At 59.6% G+C, this 21264-nt stretch carries 24 protein-coding genes; 20 read left to right on the top strand and 4 right to left on the bottom strand.

The window, feature by feature from the left end; genetic code table 11:
• Positions 1 to 108: 108 nt before the first annotated feature.
• From Q0864_RS14310 to Q0864_RS14300, 3 genes are all read right to left on the bottom strand, one after another.
• Entirely contained in the window at positions 109 to 1167 is a 1059-nt protein-coding gene (locus tag Q0864_RS14310) for a YeeE/YedE family protein (protein WP_298571076.1), read from the bottom strand.
• 60 nt (positions 1168 to 1227) lie between these two features.
• Complete coding sequence (locus Q0864_RS14305) at positions 1228 to 1593, bottom strand: metalloregulator ArsR/SmtB family transcription factor (protein WP_298571074.1); 366 nt, start codon at positions 1591 to 1593, stop codon at positions 1228 to 1230.
• 172 nt (positions 1594 to 1765) lie between these two features.
• Positions 1766 to 2155 (bottom strand): thioredoxin family protein, encoded by a 390-nt coding sequence (locus tag Q0864_RS14300; protein WP_298571072.1) that lies wholly within the window; start codon positions 2153 to 2155, stop codon positions 1766 to 1768.
• An 82-nt stretch (positions 2156 to 2237) separates the two neighbouring features.
• Between Q0864_RS14300 and Q0864_RS14295 the strand changes: the two genes are divergently transcribed.
• The 20 genes from Q0864_RS14295 (at position 2238) to Q0864_RS14200 (ending at position 20145) form a co-directional block, all read left to right on the top strand.
• A complete protein-coding gene (locus Q0864_RS14295) occupies positions 2238 to 2975 on the top strand; it encodes a cytochrome c biogenesis CcdA family protein (RefSeq protein ID WP_298571071.1) in 738 nt (245 codons plus the stop codon).
• A 328-nt stretch (positions 2976 to 3303) separates the two neighbouring features.
• Positions 3304 to 3774 (top strand): sulfur oxidation c-type cytochrome SoxX, encoded by a 471-nt coding sequence (gene soxX, locus Q0864_RS14290; protein WP_298571069.1) that lies wholly within the window; start codon positions 3304 to 3306, stop codon positions 3772 to 3774.
• 41 nt (positions 3775 to 3815) lie between these two features.
• The gene (gene soxY / locus Q0864_RS14285) at positions 3816 to 4232 is read left to right on the top strand and encodes a thiosulfate oxidation carrier protein SoxY (protein ID WP_298571067.1); all 417 of its coding nucleotides are present in this window, start codon (positions 3816 to 3818) and stop codon (positions 4230 to 4232) included.
• Positions 4233 to 4250: 18 nt separating this feature from the next.
• Positions 4251 to 4580, top strand: coding sequence for a thiosulfate oxidation carrier complex protein SoxZ (gene soxZ, locus Q0864_RS14280; RefSeq protein WP_298571065.1), 330 nt, complete (start codon positions 4251 to 4253; stop codon positions 4578 to 4580).
• 27 nt (positions 4581 to 4607) lie between these two features.
• On the top strand, positions 4608 to 5459 hold the full coding sequence (gene soxA / locus Q0864_RS14275) for a sulfur oxidation c-type cytochrome SoxA (RefSeq protein WP_298571063.1): 852 nt from the start codon (positions 4608 to 4610) through the stop codon (positions 5457 to 5459).
• 110 nt (positions 5460 to 5569) lie between these two features.
• Positions 5570 to 7267 carry a thiosulfohydrolase SoxB gene (soxB, locus tag Q0864_RS14270; protein WP_298571061.1) on the top strand — a complete coding sequence of 566 codons (1698 nt, stop codon included), beginning with the start codon at positions 5570 to 5572 and terminating at the stop codon, positions 7265 to 7267.
• A 95-nt stretch (positions 7268 to 7362) separates the two neighbouring features.
• Positions 7363 to 8643 (top strand): sulfite dehydrogenase, encoded by a 1281-nt coding sequence (soxC, locus tag Q0864_RS14265; protein WP_298571059.1) that lies wholly within the window; start codon positions 7363 to 7365, stop codon positions 8641 to 8643.
• Entirely contained in the window at positions 8627 to 9676 is a 1050-nt protein-coding gene (locus tag Q0864_RS14260; RefSeq protein WP_298571057.1) for a c-type cytochrome, read from the top strand. Before soxC ends, Q0864_RS14260 begins: the two co-directional genes overlap by 17 nt.
• Before the next feature lie 166 nt (positions 9677 to 9842).
• Entirely contained in the window at positions 9843 to 10430 is a 588-nt protein-coding gene (locus Q0864_RS14255; RefSeq protein WP_298571055.1) for a thioredoxin family protein, read from the top strand.
• A 78-nt stretch (positions 10431 to 10508) separates the two neighbouring features.
• Complete coding sequence (locus tag Q0864_RS14250; protein WP_298571053.1) at positions 10509 to 11219, top strand: c-type cytochrome; 711 nt, start codon at positions 10509 to 10511, stop codon at positions 11217 to 11219.
• A 94-nt stretch (positions 11220 to 11313) separates the two neighbouring features.
• Complete coding sequence (locus Q0864_RS14245) at positions 11314 to 12588, top strand: NAD(P)/FAD-dependent oxidoreductase (protein ID WP_298571051.1); 1275 nt, start codon at positions 11314 to 11316, stop codon at positions 12586 to 12588.
• Between the two features lie 176 nt (positions 12589 to 12764).
• The gene (locus Q0864_RS14240; protein WP_298571212.1) at positions 12765 to 13169 is read left to right on the top strand and encodes a DUF302 domain-containing protein; all 405 of its coding nucleotides are present in this window, start codon (positions 12765 to 12767) and stop codon (positions 13167 to 13169) included.
• 174 nt (positions 13170 to 13343) lie between these two features.
• Positions 13344 to 13778, top strand: a complete 435-nt coding sequence (locus Q0864_RS14235; RefSeq protein ID WP_298571049.1) for a YeeE/YedE thiosulfate transporter family protein — start codon at positions 13344 to 13346, stop codon at positions 13776 to 13778.
• Positions 13779 to 13790: 12 nt separating this feature from the next.
• Positions 13791 to 14234, top strand: a complete 444-nt coding sequence (locus Q0864_RS14230; RefSeq protein WP_247035610.1) for a YeeE/YedE family protein — start codon at positions 13791 to 13793, stop codon at positions 14232 to 14234.
• 45 nt (positions 14235 to 14279) lie between these two features.
• Complete coding sequence (locus Q0864_RS14225) at positions 14280 to 15167, top strand: MBL fold metallo-hydrolase (protein ID WP_298571045.1); 888 nt, start codon at positions 14280 to 14282, stop codon at positions 15165 to 15167.
• Positions 15168 to 15178: 11 nt separating this feature from the next.
• Positions 15179 to 15508 carry a TIGR01244 family sulfur transferase gene (locus tag Q0864_RS14220; protein WP_298571043.1) on the top strand — a complete coding sequence of 110 codons (330 nt, stop codon included), beginning with the start codon at positions 15179 to 15181 and terminating at the stop codon, positions 15506 to 15508.
• A gap of 57 nt (positions 15509 to 15565) precedes the next feature.
• Positions 15566 to 17362, top strand: a complete 1797-nt coding sequence (gene sulP / locus Q0864_RS14215; protein WP_298571041.1) for a sulfate permease — start codon at positions 15566 to 15568, stop codon at positions 17360 to 17362.
• Positions 17363 to 17443: 81 nt separating this feature from the next.
• Complete coding sequence (locus tag Q0864_RS14210; protein ID WP_298571039.1) at positions 17444 to 18211, top strand: SDR family NAD(P)-dependent oxidoreductase; 768 nt, start codon at positions 17444 to 17446, stop codon at positions 18209 to 18211.
• Between the two features lie 69 nt (positions 18212 to 18280).
• Positions 18281 to 19312 (top strand): tRNA dihydrouridine(20/20a) synthase DusA, encoded by a 1032-nt coding sequence (gene dusA / locus Q0864_RS14205; RefSeq protein WP_298571037.1) that lies wholly within the window; start codon positions 18281 to 18283, stop codon positions 19310 to 19312.
• Between the two features lie 8 nt (positions 19313 to 19320).
• On the top strand, positions 19321 to 20145 hold the full coding sequence (locus tag Q0864_RS14200; RefSeq protein ID WP_298571035.1) for a sulfite exporter TauE/SafE family protein: 825 nt from the start codon (positions 19321 to 19323) through the stop codon (positions 20143 to 20145).
• Here the strand turns inward: Q0864_RS14200 and Q0864_RS14195 are convergent.
• Complete coding sequence (locus Q0864_RS14195; RefSeq protein ID WP_298571033.1) at positions 20142 to 21191, bottom strand: hypothetical protein; 1050 nt, start codon at positions 21189 to 21191, stop codon at positions 20142 to 20144. The genes Q0864_RS14200 and Q0864_RS14195 overlap by 4 nt on opposite strands.
• Positions 21192 to 21264 lie beyond the last annotated feature (73 nt).

Raw genomic sequence — 21264 nt, 5'->3', positions numbered from 1 at the left:
TTTCGGCGCGGACCCTATAGCGCTTCGGACCAAACATGAAGCAGGAGTTTTCACCGCCTGACAAGCAGGGCATCGACAGGGCCAATGCGATGGACCTTACGGGTTCGCTCACTCGGCGATGGCGAAGCCCGAAATCAACTGCCGCAGTCCAAGTGCGGCGCCGGCAACAATCGCCAGAAAGGTGACAGGAGCGCCGTAATAAAGGATCGCGAAGGCCGACAAGCCCTGACCGATCGAGCACCCAAACGCGATGACCGCGCCAAGACCCATGATCGCGGCCCCGCCGATCTGGCGTTTCAGCTCGCGCGGGTCTTCACAGGCCTCCCAGCGGAAGTGACCTTTGAACAGGCTTCCGATGAAAGCCCCGACCAACACGCCGACGACGCTGCCGACGCCAAAGTTGAGATTGCTGCCAGACGAGGTCATCAGGTAAAGAACCATGTCGCCCAAAGGGGCGGAGAACGTGTGGCTTTCCATTGGGATAGCGGCAAATCCGTTCTCCAGAACCCACGCAGTGCCGCCCCAGCCAGTCACGATCGCAAGACCAGCTATGGTGGCCCAGAATGTCTCCTTGTGGGCGCGGCGCATCTCTTTGGTGGTGAACATCGCGGCGACGAGCACGGCGCCAAGGATGATCCCGATCAGCGCAGGCGACATGCCTGTGACGCGCCCCAGACCATCAGCGACGGATGGCAACGCGGTCGGGTCCGCAGCGCTTTCAGGAAAGAGCATCACCCGCAGCCACGCAAGCGGGCCGGAAATGGCGACATAGGCTGACACGCCCATCACTAGCACGATGACAAAGGCGCGCAGATCACCGCCGCCAAGCCGCGCCAAGGCCCCGAACCCGCAGTTTCCCGACAGCGCCATGCCATACCCGAACATCAGACCGCCGATGACCGAGGCGATCGGGTTCCAGCCCAATCGAAGGTAGACCGCGTCTGCGGCCTGAACGGTCCCGGCTGCCATCAGAACATGCGTGCCGATCATCGCGACACCGATCGCGATACCCCACATACGAAGCCGTAAAAACGACCCGGCATAAAGAGCATCTTCGATGGCACCCAGCGTGCAGAACCGGCCAAGCCGGGCCGACAAGCCCAGCATTACGCCGCCGATCAGTCCTACAAGAGCGGCCAAACTGGTGTCGCTGATCCAGTCAAACATAGGCCACTCCTTCGCTTCCGGATTGACGAATTGGGGACGGTGGCGGTGGGGTGCGCCGGTTTATTCCGCAGCCTTGCGATCGTCGGCCGGCGTGTCGAGCGAACAGAAAAGCTCGTAAATCACTTCAAGAATGCGCCGGGGGCGATCATCGGTCAAAGAATAATAGATCGTCTTGCCTTCGCGCCGCGGCGTCACAAGCCCCTCAAGCCGCAGACGGGCCAGTTGCTGGGACACGGCCGCCTGGCGGGCATGCAGAAGGTTTTCCAGTTCGGTCACAGATTTTTCGCCGGTGACAAGATGGCAAAGGATCATCAGTCGCCCCTCGTGGCTGATCGCCTTGAGAAGGGTCGAGGCATCACAGGCGCTGGTCATCATCTTGTCCAGCTCGTCATTTGTCATATTCTCGCGGATGACAGGCAATGCCATTGTCGGATCCTCTTTCTATCTGATACCGCACTTTTTCTGTCATAAAGGTGCAGCGATCAATTTGCAATCTTGCCGCATTTGCGTTCAATCGACCGTGATCACGGTGTCACAGCGCCCTTTTTGACCAAATCGTGGGCTTGTTGGTCTATGCAGGGCTTTGCCAATCGGATTGCTAATTCTCAGGCGGCGTATAGTCGGTCTGGTCGACCAGCATCTGTTTTAGCAGCCCCCAGAAGAAATCCTCGCCAGGATACCCTTCAAGGCGGGAAAGCTCTTTGCCGTCCTCGATCAGCACGAAGGTCGGGGTGAACATGGCCGGACGGACAAGGGTGAAACCGTGCCGCGAAACCGCGTCGCTTTTGCGTAAATCGTGCAGTTGCACCTTGCGCAGCGGGGCAAACTGGCCTTCGGGCGTTTTCGGATAGATGGCGCCCAGCTCTCTTTCCCATTTGGCGCACCACGCACAGCCCGGCTCCTCGACCATGATCAACTCGGCCGCGCGAACAGGTGCGCCAAGAAAGACGCAAAGCGCAAGTGTCGCGGCAGCAAAGGCACGTAGCATGAAGTATCCCGTTCGCGAAAAGGTTGACCTTGTTTCAATACAACACCTAATTTGAATATGTTGCGAATTCAAGGAACACCATATGTTGGACATCTCATTGGCAGGCGCTGCGTTCGCGGGGCTGTTGTCGTTTTTCACGCCCTGTATCCTGCCCATGGTGCCGTTTTATCTGTGCTACATGGCCGGAATTTCGATGTCCGAGCTAACGGGTGAAGGGAAAATCAGCTCTGGTGCGCAGAAACGGCTTGTGGTGTCTTCCATCGCATTTGCGCTTGGGGTGACGACGATCTTCATCCTTTTGGGGCTGGGGGCCACGGCTCTTGGGTCCACCTTCGCGCGTCACAAGGAAACGCTTAGCTATTTTGGCGCGGCCATCCTGTTGGTCTTCGGTCTGCACTTCCTTGGCGTGATGAAAATCCCGTTTCTGTATCGCGAGGCGCGTTTGGAAAGCCGGGCCGAGCCCAGTTCGATCATCGGCGCCTATCTGATGGGGCTGGCCTTCGGCTTTGGATGGACGCCCTGTGTTGGCCCGGCGCTGGCCTCGATCCTGATGATTGCCAGCGGCATGGGGGATTTGTGGCGCGGGGCGCTGTTGCTTGCCGTCTATGGGCTGGCCATGACCACACCATTTGTCATAGCGGCGCTGTTTGCGCGACCGTTTCTGGCGTGGGCGGGGCGCAATCGAAAATACCTGCCATGGGTCGAGCGGGTCATGGGGGTCATGCTGATCCTGTTTGCGGTGCTGATCGTGACCAACAGCGTCAACGCGATCGGGCAGTTCTTGCTCGACTGGATGCCATGGCTGGCCAGCGTCGGCTAGGCATTGGTCGCCCGCAAGGGGGATTCGCGCACGGTCCGCTCAGATGGCCCCAGAGCAGCATCGCACGCGATCACTTTTTTCATTGCTCATGCAACGACTCGACGAAGCTCTGCAAAAGAGACGCCTAAAGCGGCAGACCAAGCGCCCCGTGTGGGGTGGTAAAACCTCAACGTATACAGCGGTACCCTGCCAGCAGCACCGCCGATTTCGCAGGTGCAGCGAAGCCATAGGTGTCGGCGCCCTAACATTAATTCAAATAATGGAATTTGATATTGCGAAAATTACTTCACATGGCTAGTTTATCACAACAACGGTCATGGGAGGTAACATGAAGCGGACAACGATCACGCTTGTAGCCCTGCTTGCAGGGCTTGGAATGGCAAACGCCGAAACGGTAATGCCAGAAGCTGTCACGTTTGAAGAGGGCGCAGTCGCCCAATCTTTGACGGGCGTCACGGGCAACCCGGCGGAAGGTGCCAAGGTTGTTTCAACGAAATCGATGGGCAATTGCATTGCCTGCCACGAAATCACCGATCTGGAAGATGTTCCCTTTCATGGTGAGGTGGGACCGTTGCTCGATGGGGCAGGGGATCGCTGGACCGCGGCAGAGCTGCGCGGCATTCTGGTAAACGCCAAGGTATTGTTCGAGGACTCGGTCATGCCGGCCTTCTACCAAACCACCGGGTTCAACCGCCTGGGCAATGCCTACACGGGCAAGGCGCATGAAGGCGAAGTCCAACCGCTGCTGTCGGCACAGCAGATCGAAGATGTTGTCGCCTACCTGATGACGCTGAAATAAGCACACAGGTCGGCACGAAAACCTATCTACAGGAGACACAGATGAAATTCACTCGACGTGAAGCTCTGGCACTTGGACTCGGCGCGACCGCCGTCGCCATGCTGCCGATGCGTGCGGCGGCTGCCGCCGACGAGGCGATCGCCGCCTTCACCGGTGGCGCTGAAGCTGGCGCTGGCGGGATCACCCTGACAGCCCCCGAGATTGCAGAGAACGGCAACACAGTGCCGGTATCGGTCGACGCCCCCGGCGCCGTTTCGATCCTGCTGCTGGCCGCAGGCAACCCGACCCCCGGTGTGGCGCAGTTCAACTTCGGCGAAGCCGCCGGTAGCCAGGCTGCATCAACCCGTATTCGTTTGGCCGGCACTCAAGACGTGATTGCGATCGCCAAGATGGCCGATGGCAGCTTCGTGCAAGCCACTTCGACCGTTAAAGTCACCATCGGCGGCTGCGGCGGCTAATCAGAGGAGTTTGAAGACATGGCAAAAGGTGTAAAACCCCGCGTAAAAGTCCCCAAGTCGGCAAGCGCCGGCGAAGTGGTGACCCTGAAGACCCTGATCAGCCACAAGATGGAATCGGGTCAGCGCAAAGACGGCGACGGCAACCTGATCCCGCGCTCGATCATCAACCGTTTCACGTGCGAGCTGAACGGCAAGATGGTGGTCGACGTGACTCTGGAACCGGCGATTTCGACCAATCCGTATCTGGAATTCGACGCCAAGGTCGACGAAGCCGGTGATTTCAAATTCACCTGGTATGACGACGACGGCTCTGTCTACGAAGAGTCGAAGCCGATCGCAGTCGGCTAAGCGCGGCGCAAGGGAGGAATAAATATAATGAAAAAACTTCACGGCATAGCAGCATTGATCGCTGCCTCGTTCACCGGGGCGGCGGTCGCCACCGCCGATGAAAACGCTGAACTTATCATCAATGGTGACATCGAGATCGTCACCAGAACGGCCGCACCTGCGCATCTTTCGGATGCGCTGGACGAAGTGATGTCCGGCTGGCGTTTCCGGTCCGATCAGACCCAGACCATGCAAATGGATGATTTCGACAACCCCGGTATGTTGGGTGTCGAAAACGGGATCGAGATCTGGTCCACCGCTGATGGCACCGAAGGCAAGTCCTGTGCTGATTGTCACGGTGCACCGGAAGATATGGCCGGCGTCAAAGCGGTCTATCCCAAGTGGAATGACGAAGCCCAAGAAGTTCGCACATTGCAAATGCAGGTGAACGATTGTCGCGAAAACCGCATGGGGGCCGAGCCTTGGGGCTATGACAAGGCGCCCGCCATCGATACCGAGGCGCTTTTGGCGTCCGTGTCACGCGGGATGCCGGTCAATGTCGCAATTGACGGCCCGGCGCAGGCCACATGGGAGCAGGGTAAAGAGCTTTACTATACCCGTTTCGGTCAGTTGGACCTGAGCTGTGCCAACTGTCACGAACAGAACTATGGCAACATGATCCGCGCCGACCACCTGAGCCAAGGTCAGATCAATGGATTTCCGACGTATCGATTGAAAAACACCAAGCTGAACGGTGTTCATTCGCGCTTCAAGGGCTGTATCCGCGATACGCGCGCTGAAACGTTCAGCCCTGGGTCGGACGAGTTCGTGGCGCTTGAGCTTTATGTCGCTTCGCGCGGCAACGGTCTGTCGGTCGAAGGTCCGTCTGTCCGTAACTAAGTCTTTCGCCCCGTCCGGGTTCATCCGGGCGGGGTTTCTTTTCGTGAACATATTCAAACCTGCGCATGACTTGTGGTCGCCAAGGGTTTGAAAGCCAAGGAAAACCGCACATGATCTCTCGCCGCGACTTTCTTCAGGTCTCTATGGCTGCCTCGGCGCTTTACGGCAGCTCGGGCTTCGGCAATTGGGCGCGTTTGGCCGCCCAGCAGGCGCTGACCCAGGACGATCTTCTGAAGTTCGACACGTTTGGCAATGTCAGCCTGATCCATATCACAGACATTCACGCCCAACTGAAACCGATCTATTTCCGCGAGCCCGAGATCAATCTTGGCGTGGGCGCTGCCAAAGGGCAGATGCCGCATGTGACCGGCGCAGATTTCCGCAAGGCTTACGGGATCGAGGATGGATCGCCGTCTGCTTACGCCTTGACCTATAACGACTTTTCGGCGCTGGCGCAGACCTATGGCCGCGTTGGCGGGATGGATCGCGTGGCGACCGTGGTGAACGCCATTCGCGCCGAGCGCCCTGATGCGCTGCTGCTGGATGGCGGCGACACGTGGCATGGCTCCTACACCTGTCACCACACGCAGGGCCAAGACGTGGTCAATGTGATGAACGCGCTCAAGCCCGACGCGATGACCTTCCACTGGGAATTCACGCTGGGATCGGACCGGGTGAACGAGATCGTCGAAGGTTTGCCCTTCGCCGCCCTCGGTCAAAACATCTTTGACGCCGAGTGGGACGAGCCGGCTGAACTGTTCAAGCCTTACAAATTCTTCGAGCGTGGCGGCGTGAAAGTCGCGGTGATCGGGCAGGCTTTCCCCTATATGCCGATTGCCAATCCCGGCTGGATGTTCCCTGAATACTCGTTCGGTATTCGCGATGAAAACATGCAGGCGATGGTGGACGAAGTGCGCGCGGCGGGGGCCGAGTTGGTCGTTGTCCTCAGCCATAATGGCTTTGATGTGGACAAGAAAATGGCCAGCAAGGTCAAGGGGATCGACGTGATCTTGTCGGGCCACACCCATGACGCGCTGCCGGAACCGGTGCAAGTCGAACAGACCTTCATCATCGCCTCGGGATCGAACTCGAAATTTGTCAGCCGCGTCGATCTGGATGTGCGCGATGGCAAGATGATGGGCATCCGTCACAAGCTGATCCCGATCTTCGCCGACGTGATCACGCCGGACGCGACCATCACCCAACTGATCGACGAGCAACGCGCGCCGTATAAGGCCGAGTTGGAAGAGGTGATCGGCACCACCGACACGCTTCTGTATCGTCGCGGCAATTTCAACGGCTCGTGGGACGACCTGATTTGCGACGCGCTGATCAACGAACGCGAGGCCGACATTGCCATGTCGCCCGGCGTGCGTTGGGGGCCGAGCATTCTGCCGGGGCAGGAGATCACGCGGGAAGACATCTGGAACGTGACCTCGATGTCCTATGGCAAGGCCTACCGCTCAGAAATGACCGGCGAATTCATCCACACGATCCTTGAGGATGTGGCCGACAACCTGTTCAACCCCGATCCCTATTACCAGCAGGGCGGCGACATGGTGCGGATCGGTGGCATGGGCTATCGGATCGACATCACCAAGCCGCAGGGCGATCGGATCACCGAGATGACTTTGCTGAAAACCGGCGAAGCGATTGACCCGGCCAAGACCTATGTGGTCGCGGGGTGGGCGTCGGTGAACGAAGGCACGGAAGGTCCGCAGATATGGGATGTGGTCGAAAGCCACATCAAGAAACAAGGCACGATCAAACTGGACCCGAACAACTCGGTCACAGTGGTCGGCGCCTGATCTATCACGGCTCGGGGCGGCATCGCTCCGGGCCATTTTTTCCAGCCTATTCATGCATGTAGGCGAATGTTGAGATGTTAGAGGAGAGATGCCAAATGAGTGACAGCTCTACTAAATCGGGCGCATCCCGCCGCGCGTTCCTGAAAGGGGCCGCGGCAACAGGGGCCGCGCTTGGAGCCGCAGGGGCCGCACGGGCCGAAGGTGATCCGCTGATCACCGAGGTGCAGGACTGGGCGAGCGGTTTTGGGGACGGTGTTGATGCAACGCCGTATGGCCTGCCGATTGAGTTCGAAGACGACGTGGTCCGGCGCACAGTGGAATGGCTGACGGCGGACACGATCAGCTCGATCAACTTCACGCCCATTCACGCGCTGGACGGCACGATCACCCCGCAGGGCTGTGCGTTTGAACGTCACCACTCAGGCGCGATCACGCTGAAGAAGGAAGACTATCGTCTGATGATCAACGGGCTGGTCGATACGCCCTTGGTGTTCAGCTATGCCGATCTGGAACGCTTCCCGCGTGTCACGCGCACCTTCTTTCTGGAATGTGCCGCCAACACCGGCATGGAATGGGCGGGCGCGCAGCTCAATGGCGCGCAATACACCCACGGTATGATCCACAATATGGAATATACCGGTGTGACTTTGCGCACCTTGTTGGAAGAGGCCGGACTGGACGCCGCAGGCGATCTGGCAGGCAAGTGGGTCTATGTCGAAGGGGCGGATGCCTCGTCGAACGGCCGCTCGATCCCGATTGAGAAGGCGCTGGACGATTGCCTGGTCGCGTTCAAAGCCAATGGCGAAGCGCTGCGGATGGAGCATGGTTATCCTGTGCGTCTTGTCGTGCCCGGTTGGGAAGGCAACATGTGGGTCAAATGGCTGCGCCGGATCGAGGTGATGGACAAGCCGGTGGAAAGCCGGGAAGAGACCTCGAAATACACCGACACGCTGGAAGATGGCACATCGCGCAAGTGGACTTGGACGATGGACGCCAAGTCGATCATCACCAGCCCCAGCCCGCAAATGCCGATCACACACGGCAAAGGGCCGTTGGTCATTACCGGTCTGGCATGGTCAGGCAACGGCGCGATCACGGCGGTCGATGTATCGCTGGACGGCGGTGTCACGTGGCAAGAGGCGCGGCTGACCGAACCCGGCAAGCCGATGGCGCTGAGCCGCTTCTATCTGGATATCGACTGGGACGGGTCCGAGATGTTCCTGCAGTCGCGCGCTATGGATGACAGCGGCTATGTGCAACCCACCAAGACGCAACTGCGCGAGGTGCGCGGGTTGAACTCGATCTATCACAACAACGGCATTCAGACCTGGCACGTCAATGCAAACGGGGAGGCGAACAATGTCGAAGTTTCCTAAATTCCTGATGGCGACCGCCATTGCCACCCTGACTGCCGCGCCTGCGATGGCGGAAAAGCTTGGCCTTGGTCGCGCGGCCACCGATGCCGAAGTGGCGGCGTGGGATCTGGACGTGTTCCCCGACGGGTCGAACCTGCCGGAAGGCTCGGGTGATGTGCTGACTGGCGAGACGGTCTTTTCGGAGAACTGCGCATCGTGCCACGGCGAATTTGCCGAAGGAGTGGACAACTGGCCGAAACTGGCGGGCGGCGAGGACAGTCTGGCGGATGAAGATCCGTTGAAGACGGTGGGGTCTTACTGGCCTTACCTTTCGACCACGTTTGACTATGTGCGCCGTTCAATGCCGTTTGGATCGGCGCAAACGCTGTCGGACGACGATGTCTATGCGATCGTGGCGTATATCCTCTATTCGAATTATCTGGTCGAAGAAGATTTCACCCTGTCGAAAGAGACGTTTACCGACGTGGTCATGCCCAATGCGGACGGGTTCATCATCGATGACCGGCCCGAGACCGAGTATGGCACATTCACCGAACGCTGCATGAGCGATTGCAAATCCGGCCCGGTCGAAATCACGCGCAACGTCGTCTTCAAAGGCGACCCGAATGCGGGCGCTGATGCGGGCGAGGTGGAAACCACAGCCCCTGCCGCAACGGACGAGGCCGCAGCCCCTGCCGCCGAAGAGGCAGCGCCCATGGCTGTCGCCTTTGATGCCGATCTTGCCGCCGATGGCGAGAAGGTCTTCAAGAAATGCAAAGCCTGCCACAAGGTGGGTGAGGGCGCGAAGAACGGCGTTGGACCCATCTTGAACGGTGTCTGGGGTCGAACCGCTGGCACCATCGAAGGGTTTAAATACTCCAAACCCATGATGGCGGCCGGCGAAGGCGGGTTGGTGTGGGACACGGAAAGCCTGTCGGGCTATCTGGCCAACCCGCGCAATTATCTGAAGGGCAACAAGATGACCTTCGCTGGCTTGAAAAAGGATGCGGATATCGAGGCCGTCCTCGAATTTCTGAAGTCACACAGCCAGTAAGCTGATCAGGCTGCAAGTAGAAGGCGCCGCCGGGACACCAGCGGCGCCTTTTCTGTGCGCGCTATTTGGTAAGTGGGCGTGATCGTGCTAGAATTTTCGAAGGTTTCCAGTCTGCCTGGCGGTCTTTCTAACCCGTCAGTCCAACACAAACTCGCGGGAGGGTCCGATGCGCTTTCTAACAGTAATCCTTGGTGTTCTTGCCTTCACAATGGCGACCAGCGTGACAGCCGCTGAACTGGGCGATGACGGCTTGCACAAGCAGCCATGGTTCACCGACAGTTTTCTTGAAATGTCCGATGATCTGGCCGAAGCCGGGGCCGAGGGCAAAGACCTTCTGATCCTGATCGAACAGCAGGGCTGTCCCTATTGTCGCGAACTGCACGAGGTCAACTTTGCCCGTGAGCAAATCGTCAAACACCTGAATGATAGTTTCATGGTCGTGCAGCTGAACCTGTTTGGTGCGCGCGAGGTGGTGGATTTCGACGGCGAGGCCTTGGAAGAACGTGATCTGGCGGTGAAATGGGGCGTCAACTTCACGCCGACCGTGGTGATTTTTCCCGCCGATGCCCCCGATACCAGCACCGCCCGCACAGCCGAAGCCTTCCGCATGCCGGGCTATTTCAAGCCGTTTCATTTCCTGAAATCGCTCGAATACGTCTCGACCGATGCCTATCAGGATCAGGTGTTCCAGCGTTACCTTCAGGATGTGTTCCAGCAGATGGACGAGAAGGGCGAAACGCCTGACGTGTGGTGATCGAAAATTCCAGCCAAATGCACGCATCATGATATGAATATTATTGAGTGCGTCAGGTTAACACGTTACGCTTTTTGCATGCGTTGGATTCGACACATTACGACCTGCTTTGCCGTCTTGGCTGTCACAGCGACACCGAGTTTCGCCAACGAGATCGGGGATGCCGACAAGGGCGAGGCCGTGTTTCGCGAATGCTCAAGTTGCCATTCCGTGGGACAAGGGGCGAAAAACCGGGTCGGGCCGCATCTGAACAGTCTTTTCGGCCGTCGCGCGGCCGCGATTGAGGGGTTCAACTACTCCAACGGGCTGACGCGCATGGGCAAAGACGGGCTGGTCTGGGACTTTGATCTGCTGGATCGCTATGTCGAAAACCCCAAAGCCTTCGCGTCGGACACGCGGATGGCGTATAAGGGGTTGAAAGACGCGCAGCAACGCGCTGATTTGCTTGCATTTTTGCGCAGGTATTCCGATGATCCAAGCAACATTCCGGAAGCCGCGCCGACGGCTGCGGGCACCGATCATTCGGTCGACGCCGCCATCCTCGCCATTCAGGGCGACCCGGAATATGGCGAATACCTGTCGTCGGAATGTGTGTCGTGCCATCAGCTGGATGGTGATTATGACGGTATTCCGGGCATTATCGGCTGGCCGGTCGAAGATTTCGTGGTCGCCATGCACGCCTACAAGGACAAGTTCCGGCCCCATCCCGTGATGCAGATGATGGCAGGCCGACTGTCCAATGAAGAGATTGCCGCCCTGGCCGCCTATTTCGAGGCCGCAGGATCATAGCGATCACAGCAGGGCAATAATGGGGCTGGCCGGGACGGGTCGGTCAAACGCGAACGGTGCGCGCGGACCTCGCACCAAACCGGGAGGAATTCGTATGAAACTGAACAGACGTCTATTCATGGGTGGGGCTGCGGCGGGGGCGGCTGTCGCGACGTTGTCGGCACCAATGGCGCATGCCTCGACCAACGGCAAACCTAGGGTGGTTGTTATCGGCGGCGGGGCTGGCGGGGCAACCGCCGCGCGTTACATCGCCAAGGACAGCAACGGCGAGATCGATGTGACACTGGTTGAGCCGACGCGCAGCTATTACACCTGTTTCTTCTCGAACCTCTACATGGCGGGCTTCCGCGAGCTTGGGTCGATTGCGCACAGCTATGGCAAGCTGGCGTCCGAGTTCGGGGTCAACGTGGTGCATGACTGGGCGGTCGGGATTGACCGCGAGGCGCGCACGGTCACGCTGGCCGGTGGGGCGACGTTGCCCTATGACCGCCTGATCCTGTCGCCCGGCATTGATTTCGTCGATGGCGCGGTCGAGGGCTGGGACGTTACCCAGCAAAACAAGATGCCCCACGCCTATAAGGCCGGGTCGCAATCCGAGCTTTTGAAGGCACAGATCGAGGCGATGCCCGAAGGCGGCACGTTTGCAATGGTCGCCCCACCCAACCCGTTCCGCTGCCCGCCGGGGCCGTATGAGCGGATCTCGATGGTGGCGCATATTCTGAAGGAAAAGAACCCGACCGCGAAGATCATCATCGCCGACCCGAAAGAGAAGTTTTCGAAAATGGCTTTGTTTCAGGAAGGTTGGGGTCGGCACTATGACGGCATGATTGACTGGATCGGGCCGGATTTCGGGGGCGGCAACGTCTCGGTCAATCCGGACACGATGACGCTGACCATTGATGGCGAGGAAACCAAGGTCGATGTCTGCAACGTGATCCCCGCCATGAAGGCCGGGCGCATTTGCGAGATTGCAGGCATCACCGATGGCAATTGGGCACCCGTGAACCCGCACACCATGCAAAGCCGTGTGGATGAAAACATCCATGTGCTGGGCGACGCCAGCCATCAGGGCGACATGCCCAAGTCCGGCTTTGCCGCCAACAGTCAGGCCAAGGTGGCCGCGATGGCGGTGCGGTCCGCACTGACGGGGTCGAAGCTGTTCCCGGCCAAGTTCACCAACACCTGCTGGTCGCTGATCGACGCAGACGATGGCGTCAAGGTGGGGGCGAGCTATGAAGCCACGGACGAAAAGATCGCCAAGGTCGACGGGTTCATCAGCCAGACCGGCGAAGACAGCGCGCTGCGCAAAGCCACCTATGAGGAAAGCATCGGCTGGTATGCTGGTATTACCTCGGACATGTTCGGCTGACCCTGTTGATTACATTCAGCAGTAAGAATATGTTTTAACACAGCCGGGGGCGGTTGAACGGCCCCCGACGCAATCAATGGACAGGGCAGGGGCCTTGCCCGCAACGTCAAGGAGAGCCTCTTATGAAAAAATTGCTGACCCTCACCCTGTCCGCCGCCCTTTTGGCCGCACCGGCGATGGCCGACAACCACGCCATGCAGGAAACCGACCATGCCGTCACCTATGCGTTTGACGGGGATTTCGATGATGCGACATTCTCGGTCGAAACGGCCATTGTCGGCAAGGGGCTGGTCATCGACTATGTCAGCCATACCGGCGATATGCTGGAACGCACAAAGGGCGATGTCGGATCGGATGTGACCATCTTTGATGCGGCAGATATCTTTCTGTTCTGCTCGGCCCAAACAAGCCGCGAAGTGATGGAGACCGACCCGATGAACATCGCCTTTTGTCCCTATGGTATTTTTGTCACCGACAAAGAGGGCGAAGTCCGCATCGGCTATCGCAAGTATCCCGACGGCGACATGCAAAAGGTGCAGGCGCTGCTGGACGGGATCGTCAAGGATGCGATGGGCGAATAACGCACCCTTCGGCAAGACTTGAAAAACATGCCCCCGCGTGTCCCAATGACGCGCGGGGGCATGACGTTGCGGTAGGTTTGAATAAAACATTCAAAAAAACGAATGTAAGTCTTGCCTGCAAGCAGCACTGACCCTAAATTTAACATGCGAATAGAACAACTGGTGAGGCAGGACATGATCGAAACGGAATTCACACCGCTCGCATCCGCGCTGGGGGGCGCATTGATCGGGCTGGCATCGGTGCTTTTGATGTATGTGCGCGGCAATGTGCTGGGGGCTACGGGTATTCTGGCGGGGTTCTTGCAACCCAGCAGCTCGACCGACTGGTCCTGGCGCGCGACCATCCTTGCGGGGATGCTGACTGGTCCGCTGATCTTTCTGGCGGCAACAGGCGGCTTTCCGGCGATCGAGGTGCCGGTGTCTACCCTGTCGATGATCGTCGGCGGGTTGATCGTCGGCGTCGGCGTCACCTATGGCTCGGGCTGCACGTCGGGGCACGGCGTGTGCGGTATGGCGCGGTTTTCGCCGCGGTCAGTCGTCGCCACGCTGACCTTCATGGCAGGCACGGCGGTGATGGTCTTTCTGACCCGTCACGTTATCGGGTTGTGAAGGGGGCGTAAGATGAAACTTTTTCTGACATATCTGGCAGGCGTCGTCTTTGGGCTTGGGATTGCAATCTCGGGCATGGCAAATCCGGCCAAGGTGCTGAACTTCTTTGATGTGTTCGGGGCATGGGACCCCAGCCTTGCCTTTGTCATGGGGGCGGCCCTTCTGGTGACCGCACCGGGCTACATGCTGGTGTTCAAACGCCCCAAACCCGCCTTCGCCGAAAGCTTCAAACTGCCCGGCACCCGGTTGATCGACCGAAAACTGGTGCTGGGATCGTTCACCTTTGGTCTTGGCTGGGGGCTGGCGGGGTTCTGCCCCGGTGCCGCGTTGCCCGTGATTTCGACCGGGAACCCCTCGGTTTTGATCTTCACGGTTTCAATGGTTGCGGGTTTGTTTCTGGCCCGCTGGATGATCACAAACACCGCGCGCCGCCGCGATGCCGCGCAGGCAAACTAATCATTGGGCGCCGATCGCGCCCGCGCAGACTGGAAAGGACAGATCATGAGCGACTATCCCGTCAACACATCCCTCAAACCCGAGGTGAAAGCCTTTTTTGAGGAAGATTCCAATACCATTTCCTATGTGGTCAAAGACCCGGCGTCGAACGCCTGTGCGGTGATCGACAGCGTGATGGACATTGACTATGCCGCTGGCCGTATCACCCATGACCATGCCGACGTGATCATTGACTATATCAAGTCCGAAGGGCTGACGCTTGACTGGGTGATCGAAACCCATGTCCATGCCGACCACTTGTCCGCCGCGCCTTATATTCAAGAGCAATTGGGCGGCAAGATCGGTATCGGCAGCCAGATCACCGTTGTGCAGGAAGTGTTCGGCAAGGTCTTCAACGAAGGCACCGAGTTTCAGCGCGACGGCAGCCAGTTTGACCGGCTGTTTGAAGATGGCGACACCTACCAGATCGGCACGATGGACGCGTTCGTGATGCACACGCCCGGCCACACCCCCGCTTGCATGGTGCATGTGATCGGCAATGCAGCCTTCGTGGGCGATACGCTGTTCATGCCCGATGGTGGATCAGCGCGGGCCGACTTCCCCGGCGGGGACGCGGGCGAGCTTTATGACTCGATCCAGAAGGTGCTGGCACTGCCCGATGAAACGCGGCTATTCATGTGCCACGATTACGGCCCCAACGGGCGCGCCATTCAGTGGGAAACCACGGTGGCAGATGAGAAAGCGCACAACATCCATGTGGGTGGTGGCAAAACGAAAGAGGAATTCGTGAAATTCCGCACCGAACGTGATGCGCAACTGGACATGCCGCGGCTGATCATTCCGTCGCTTCAGGTTAACATGCGCGCAGGCGAGATGCCGCCAACAGATGAGGAAGGAAGAACCTTCCTGAAAGTGCCCGTGAACACGCTTTGAAAGGCAGTTTGATGCAGATGAAGAAACTGGATGACCAGGTCACGGTTGCCCCTCAGATCACCGTTGCGGATATTCCCGCGATCAAGGCGGCGGGCTTCACTGTTGTGATGTGCAACCGACCCGATGGCGAAGATCCGGGCCAGCCCGCCTGGTCCGAAATCGAGGCCGCAGCCAAGGCGGCGGGTCTGGACACCTCGTTCCTGCCGATGTCCAACCGCGAAGACGCCTTTGCCGTCAAAGACGCCTTCCAGCGCGTCTTGGCGCAAGCCTCAGGCCCGGTCTTTGCCTATTGCCGGTCGGGCACACGCTGCGAGATCCTTTGGATGACCGCACAGACCTAAACGGATGGCGGTCTGGTCTTTCTGACCCGCCGCGTCCGGAAAACTTGGAATACGCGAATGAGTGATACGTCGAAATCCGTGGCGCGCGCCGCCGCCCTCAGACGCTATGTGCCGATCCTCGACTGGGGTGCGCGCTATGATAACACGGCGCTGACCTCGGATCTGGTGGCGGCGGTGATTGTGACGATCATGCTGATCCCGCAATCGCTGGCCTATGCGCTGCTGGCGGGTTTGCCGGCCGAGATGGGGCTTTACGCCTCGATCCTGCCGCTGGTGGCCTATGCGATCTTCGGCACCTCACGCGCCTTGGCGGTGGGGCCGGTGGCGGTGGTCAGCCTGATGACGGCGGCCGCTGTGGGCAATCTTGGGTTGGACAACCCTGCCGAATACGCCGCTGCCGCGATCACGCTGGCCTTCCTGTCAGGCCTGATCCTTCTGGTCATGGGTGTGTTTCGTCTGGGCTTTCTGGCAAATTTCCTGAGCCATCCTGTGATCGCAGGCTTCATCACGGCCTCGGGGCTTTTGATTGCAACCAGCCAGTTGAAACATATCCTTGGCATCGAGGCGCACGGGCATTCCCTGTTTGAGCTTCTCGGCTCGCTTCTGTCGCATGTCAGCCAAACCAACCTCATTACATTGGCCATCGGGGCCGCGTCCGTCGCGTTTCTGTTTTGGGTGCGCAAAGGGTTGAAACCATTGCTGCTGTCGCTGGGCCTTGGCCCGCGACTGGCGGAAGTTCTGGCAAAGGCCGGACCTGTCGGTGCAGTGGCCGTGACGACGCTGATCAGTTGGGGGTTTGACCTGCAATCAAAGGGGGTGGCCATTGTGGGCGACGTGCCACAAGGCCTGCCGCCGCTGACATTCCCCAGCTTTGATGCCGACCTGTGGACCAGCTTGTTTGGCTCGGCGCTGCTGATCTCGATCATCGGGTTTGTCGAAAGCATCTCGGTCGCGCAGACGCTGGCTGCCAAGAAGCGTCAGCGCATCGTGCCGGATCAGGAACTCGTGGGGCTGGGGGCGTCGAACATCGCAGCGGCCATGTCGGGCGGCTATCCCGTGACAGGCGGGTTTGCGCGGTCGGTCGTCAATTTCGACGCAGGCGCGGAAACCCCGGCGGCAGGTGCGTTCACCGCGATCGGCATCGCCGGGGCTGCACTGTTCCTGACGCCGCTCCTGTTCTTCCTGCCCAAGGCCACGCTGGCCGCGACCATCATTGTCGCCGTGCTGAGCCTTGTGGATTTCCACATCCTGCGCGCCACATGGGCCTATCACCGCGCGGATTTCACCGCCGTTCTGGCAACCATCCTGCTGACCCTCAGCTTCGGGGTGGAAATCGGCGTGTCGGCAGGCGTGATCCTGTCCATCGTGCTGTATCTTTACAAAACCTCGCGGCCTCATATTGCCGAGGTCGGGCTGGTCCCCGGCACCCAGCATTTCCGTAACATCAACCGCCACAAAGTTCTGACCCACCCGGAACTGGTGACGCTGCGGCTGGACGAGAACCTCTATTTCGCCAACGCGCGGTTTATCGAGGATTACCTGCTGGCCCGCGTCGCGAAGGGCGGCATCAAGCATGTGGTGCTGATGTGTTCGGCAGTGAACGAGATCGACCTGTCCGCGCTGGAAACGCTGGAAGAGCTGAACCGGCAGTTGGGCGACGCTGGCATCACGCTCAGCCTGTCCGAGGTCAAAGGCCCGGTGATGGATCGTTTGAAACGCATAGATTTCCTCGAGCATTTGACCGGTTGCGTGTATCTGACCCAGTTTGCCGCCATGCAGGCGTTGGGGCCAGTGAACGGGGCTGTGCCGATCTGTGCAGGGCAGGATCGAACGGAGCAGGGCGACGCTGCGTAACATAGGGGCACCTTCCGGAGTTTATTGAACGCTTGTGCAATTCTTGCTATGTCGCAGCAGACCATAAGCGGAGGGCTTGCCATGCACATCACTGAAAACACCGTTGCCGTCGTCACCGGGGGCGCGTCCGGGTTGGGCGGCGCTGTGGCACAGGCATTGGCGGCTGCCGGGGCGAAAGTTGGCATCTTTGACCTGAACGAAGGCGCCGGGCAGGCGATGGCCGACAAGATTGGCGGCACCTTTGCGAAAGTGGACGTGTCCGACCCTGCGTCGGTCGCCGAAGGGTTCAAAACCCTGCGCGCGGCCCATGGTCAGGAGCATGTCTTGGTCAATTGTGCAGGTATCGCACCCGCCTCGAAAACGCAGTCCAAGGGCGAACCCCACGACCCTGCCATCTTTGCAAAGACCATCGGCGTGAACCTGATCGGCACCTTTAACTGCGCCAGCCAAGCGGCGGCGGGCATGTCGCAAACCGACCCGGTGACCGATGACGGCGAACGTGGCGTGATCGTCAACACAGCCTCAATCGCGGCGTTTGATGGGCAAGTTGGCCAGCTGGCTTATGCAGCGTCAAAAGGTGGCGTGGTGGGCATGACACTGCCCATGGCGCGCGACCTGATGCGCGACGGCATCCGCGTGATGACCATCGCGCCGGGCATCTTCAAAACCCCGATGGTCGCGGGACTGCCGCAAGAGGTGCAGGACAGCCTTGGCGCACAAGTCCCGTTCCCGTCCCGCCTTGGCGATCCGGCAGAATACGCCGCCACCGTGCGCCATATCGTCGAGAACTCCATGCTGAACGGTGAGGTCATCCGGCTGGACGGTGCGATCCGCATGGCGCCGCGTTAAGAATGCCGCCGCTGCGCCCCGGCGTCTAACCGCTGGCATTGTGCCGGGCATTCCCCTATGTAGCCCGCGATGAGCTACAACGTCGACATACGCAAAGCCGCGCGCCTGTCTGTCGCACCGATGATGGATTGGACCGACCGGCATTGCCGGGTGCTACACCGGCTGATGTCGCGTGAGGCGTTGCTCTATACCGAGATGGTGACCGCGCCCGCTTTGGTGCGGGGCGGGGCAACGTATCTTTTGGACCATGACGCGGCAGAGCATCCTTTGGCCGTGCAATTGGGGGGGGCTGACCCCAAAGAGCTCGCGGCAGCCACCAAGCTTTGCGTTGCTGCCGGATATGACGAGGTCAACCTGAACGTCGGATGTCCGTCAGATCGTGTGCAATCGGGAACTTTCGGCGCGGTGTTGATGCGCGATCCTCGGCGGGTTGCGGATTGTGTGTCGGCGATGAAGGATGCGGCGCAAGGCATTGAAGTGACAGTAAAATGCCGCATTGGCGTTGACGACCAACTGGCCGAAGAAACGCTGCCCGCCTTTTTGGACACCGTGTCCGCGGCAGGTGTGACCCGCTTCACGATCCATGCCCGCAAGGCGTGGTTGCAAGGGCTCAGCCCAAAAGAAAATCGTGATATTCCCCCGCTGGACTATCCGCTGGTGCATCGGATGAAAGCCGCGTTTCCACATCTGCATTTGTCGATCAATGGCGGCATCGCGTCGCTGGATGACGCTCAGGAGCAGTTGCAGGTCATGGATGGCGTCATGGTCGGGCGGGTGGCCTATCACGACCCGGCGAAGATCCTAATTGGGGCTGATCAGGCGATTTTTGGGGCCACGACAGAGCCCCCGACGGCTCACGATGTGGTCGAGGCGATGCTGCCCTATATCGAACGCCAATTGGCGAACGGCCTTCGGTTGCACACGATCACCCGCCATATGTTGGGGATCTTCAACGGCCGTCCGGGCGCGCGCAAATGGCGGCGCGTGCTGTCCGAAGGGGCCACCCGCAACGGCGCCGGGGTTGCGCTTGTGCGTGAAGCGATGTCACATGTGCCAGACCGTATTCCAGATCAAGATCCAGACCACATCCCAGCCGATTGAAAGACCCGATGCCTGACCTGATCAATCTACTGCCCATGGCGGCATTGCTTTTGGTGATCGGCGGTTTTGCCGGCGTCTTGGCTGGCTTGTTGGGGGTCGGAGGCGGGATCGTTCTGGTGCCTGCGTTTTACTATGCGTTCGCGGGGTTGGGGTATGGGTCGGATCAGCTGATGCAGATCTGTCTGGCGACCTCGTTGGCAACGATTGTCGTGACCTCCATCCGGTCGGTTCTGGCGCATAATCGCAAGGGCGCGGTTGACTGGGAAATCCTGAAGACATGGGCGCCGGGGATCGCGGTGGGGGCCGTTTTGGGGGTGCTGGTTGCCTCGGGTCTGCGATCGACGGTGCTGCAGGCGATCTTTGGTGTTCTGGGCCTCTGTATCGGGGCCTATTTGGGGCTGGGACGGGCCGAGTGGCGCCTTGCGCAGGACATGCCCAAGGGGCTGCGTCGCGCCATTCTGTCGCCGATGCTTGGCTTCCTGTCGGTGCTGATGGGGATTGGTGGGGGCAGCTTCGGCGTGCCGCTGATGACCTTGCACAGCCGTCCCATTCACCGCGCCGTGGCGACGGCGGCGGGCTTTGGTCTGTTGATCGCTGTGCCGTCGGTGCTGGGGTTCTTGTTGCTGCCCATAGCCCCCGAACATCGCCCGCCATTCACCATCGGCGCGGTCAATCTGCCCGCGTTTGGGCTGGTTATCGCCATGACCCTGATCACCACGCCTTATGGCGTGAAAATCGCGCATGCCATGGACCCAAAGCCGTTGAAGCGGGTGTTTGCGGTGTTCCTGACATTGGTCGCCCTGAACATGCTGCGAAAAGCGCTGCTTGGCTAAGCGCCGCCAGCCCGCCTGATCCACCTGAGCGCACGGCGCCAGACCGCCCGGTCGCGCGCGGCGCGCAGGCGCTCGATCTCGACCGCCTGATCGGCGATGATCCGTGCGATGTCATCCAGCGTGTCCTTGCGCCGGAACAAGGCAGGGCGGTTGGGCGGCTCAAGGGCCGCGAAGTCCAGACCGAACCTGTCTTTCAGACGCGCGCGTTCAGCCTCAACCAAGGGGGCGACACGGTCAATGTCGCGGCGCGGTGGCACGAAGGGCGTGCCTGAAATTGACGTCAGAAGGCGGGGCAGGGATTTGGCCCGCGCCGGATTCCAAAGCCCGTTTTTCTTAGCCGGAACACGCCGGTTGATCGCGCGTGCAATGGCAAATGCCTCGCAGGACAAGCTTTCATTTTCGCGCGTGGATTTCCTGAAATCAGCCGGCAGGGCAGCAAATCCCAGTGCGGCGGCGAAATCGTCGATCACATCGCCATTGATCAGGGTTTCACGGTCAAACTTGCGCAGGATCATGTTCGACGGTCCCACAAGGCTTTCTATCATTTCAAGCGTTTGACTGTCATGCAGACCGGTCTCGAGCCGCTTTGATCTGCGGCCCGGCAAACCGCCGTTTTTGACCCGTTCCTGATAGACACCCGCCCATCTGTGATAAGGGTGTCGGCAATAGCAGATGATCACAATCCGTCGCGCCTTGCGCCGCAACCGGTCGATGATTTCACGCAGCACAGGCTCGGGGGCGGCGAACAGGGGCTCAAAGGAGAAGATCAGCTGTTTGACGCCAAGCGCGCTCAGCCGCTTGGTTTCGCGACGGAACCATGTTTCGCAATCGGACCTGAAGGTCGCAATGGGCTGACCGTCGTCCGCGCCGGGCCCAAAGACGCGCTTGTTGGAGCCTGCCAGCCCCATCAGCTGGTAATGCAAGCGGTCGCTTGGATAACCCCATCCGGCACGCTCCAGCACATCGCGGTTGGCGTCGAAGCTGCCTTGAATGCTGGTTGTCCCCGTTTTGGGGCTGCCGACATGCAGGTAGATCGTGTCAAACATTCAACGGCTCCGGACGCGGGGCAGGCCATGGATCGGTGGGGCGCAGATGGACTGCGTTCGCCCTTATCTATCT

The sequence above is a fragment of the uncultured Aliiroseovarius sp. genome (assembly GCF_947497285.1).
Lineage (GTDB): Bacteria > Pseudomonadota > Alphaproteobacteria > Rhodobacterales > Rhodobacteraceae > Aliiroseovarius.
Note: the sequence above shows the minus strand (reverse complement) of the source record. Positions and strands in the feature narration are given on the sequence as shown.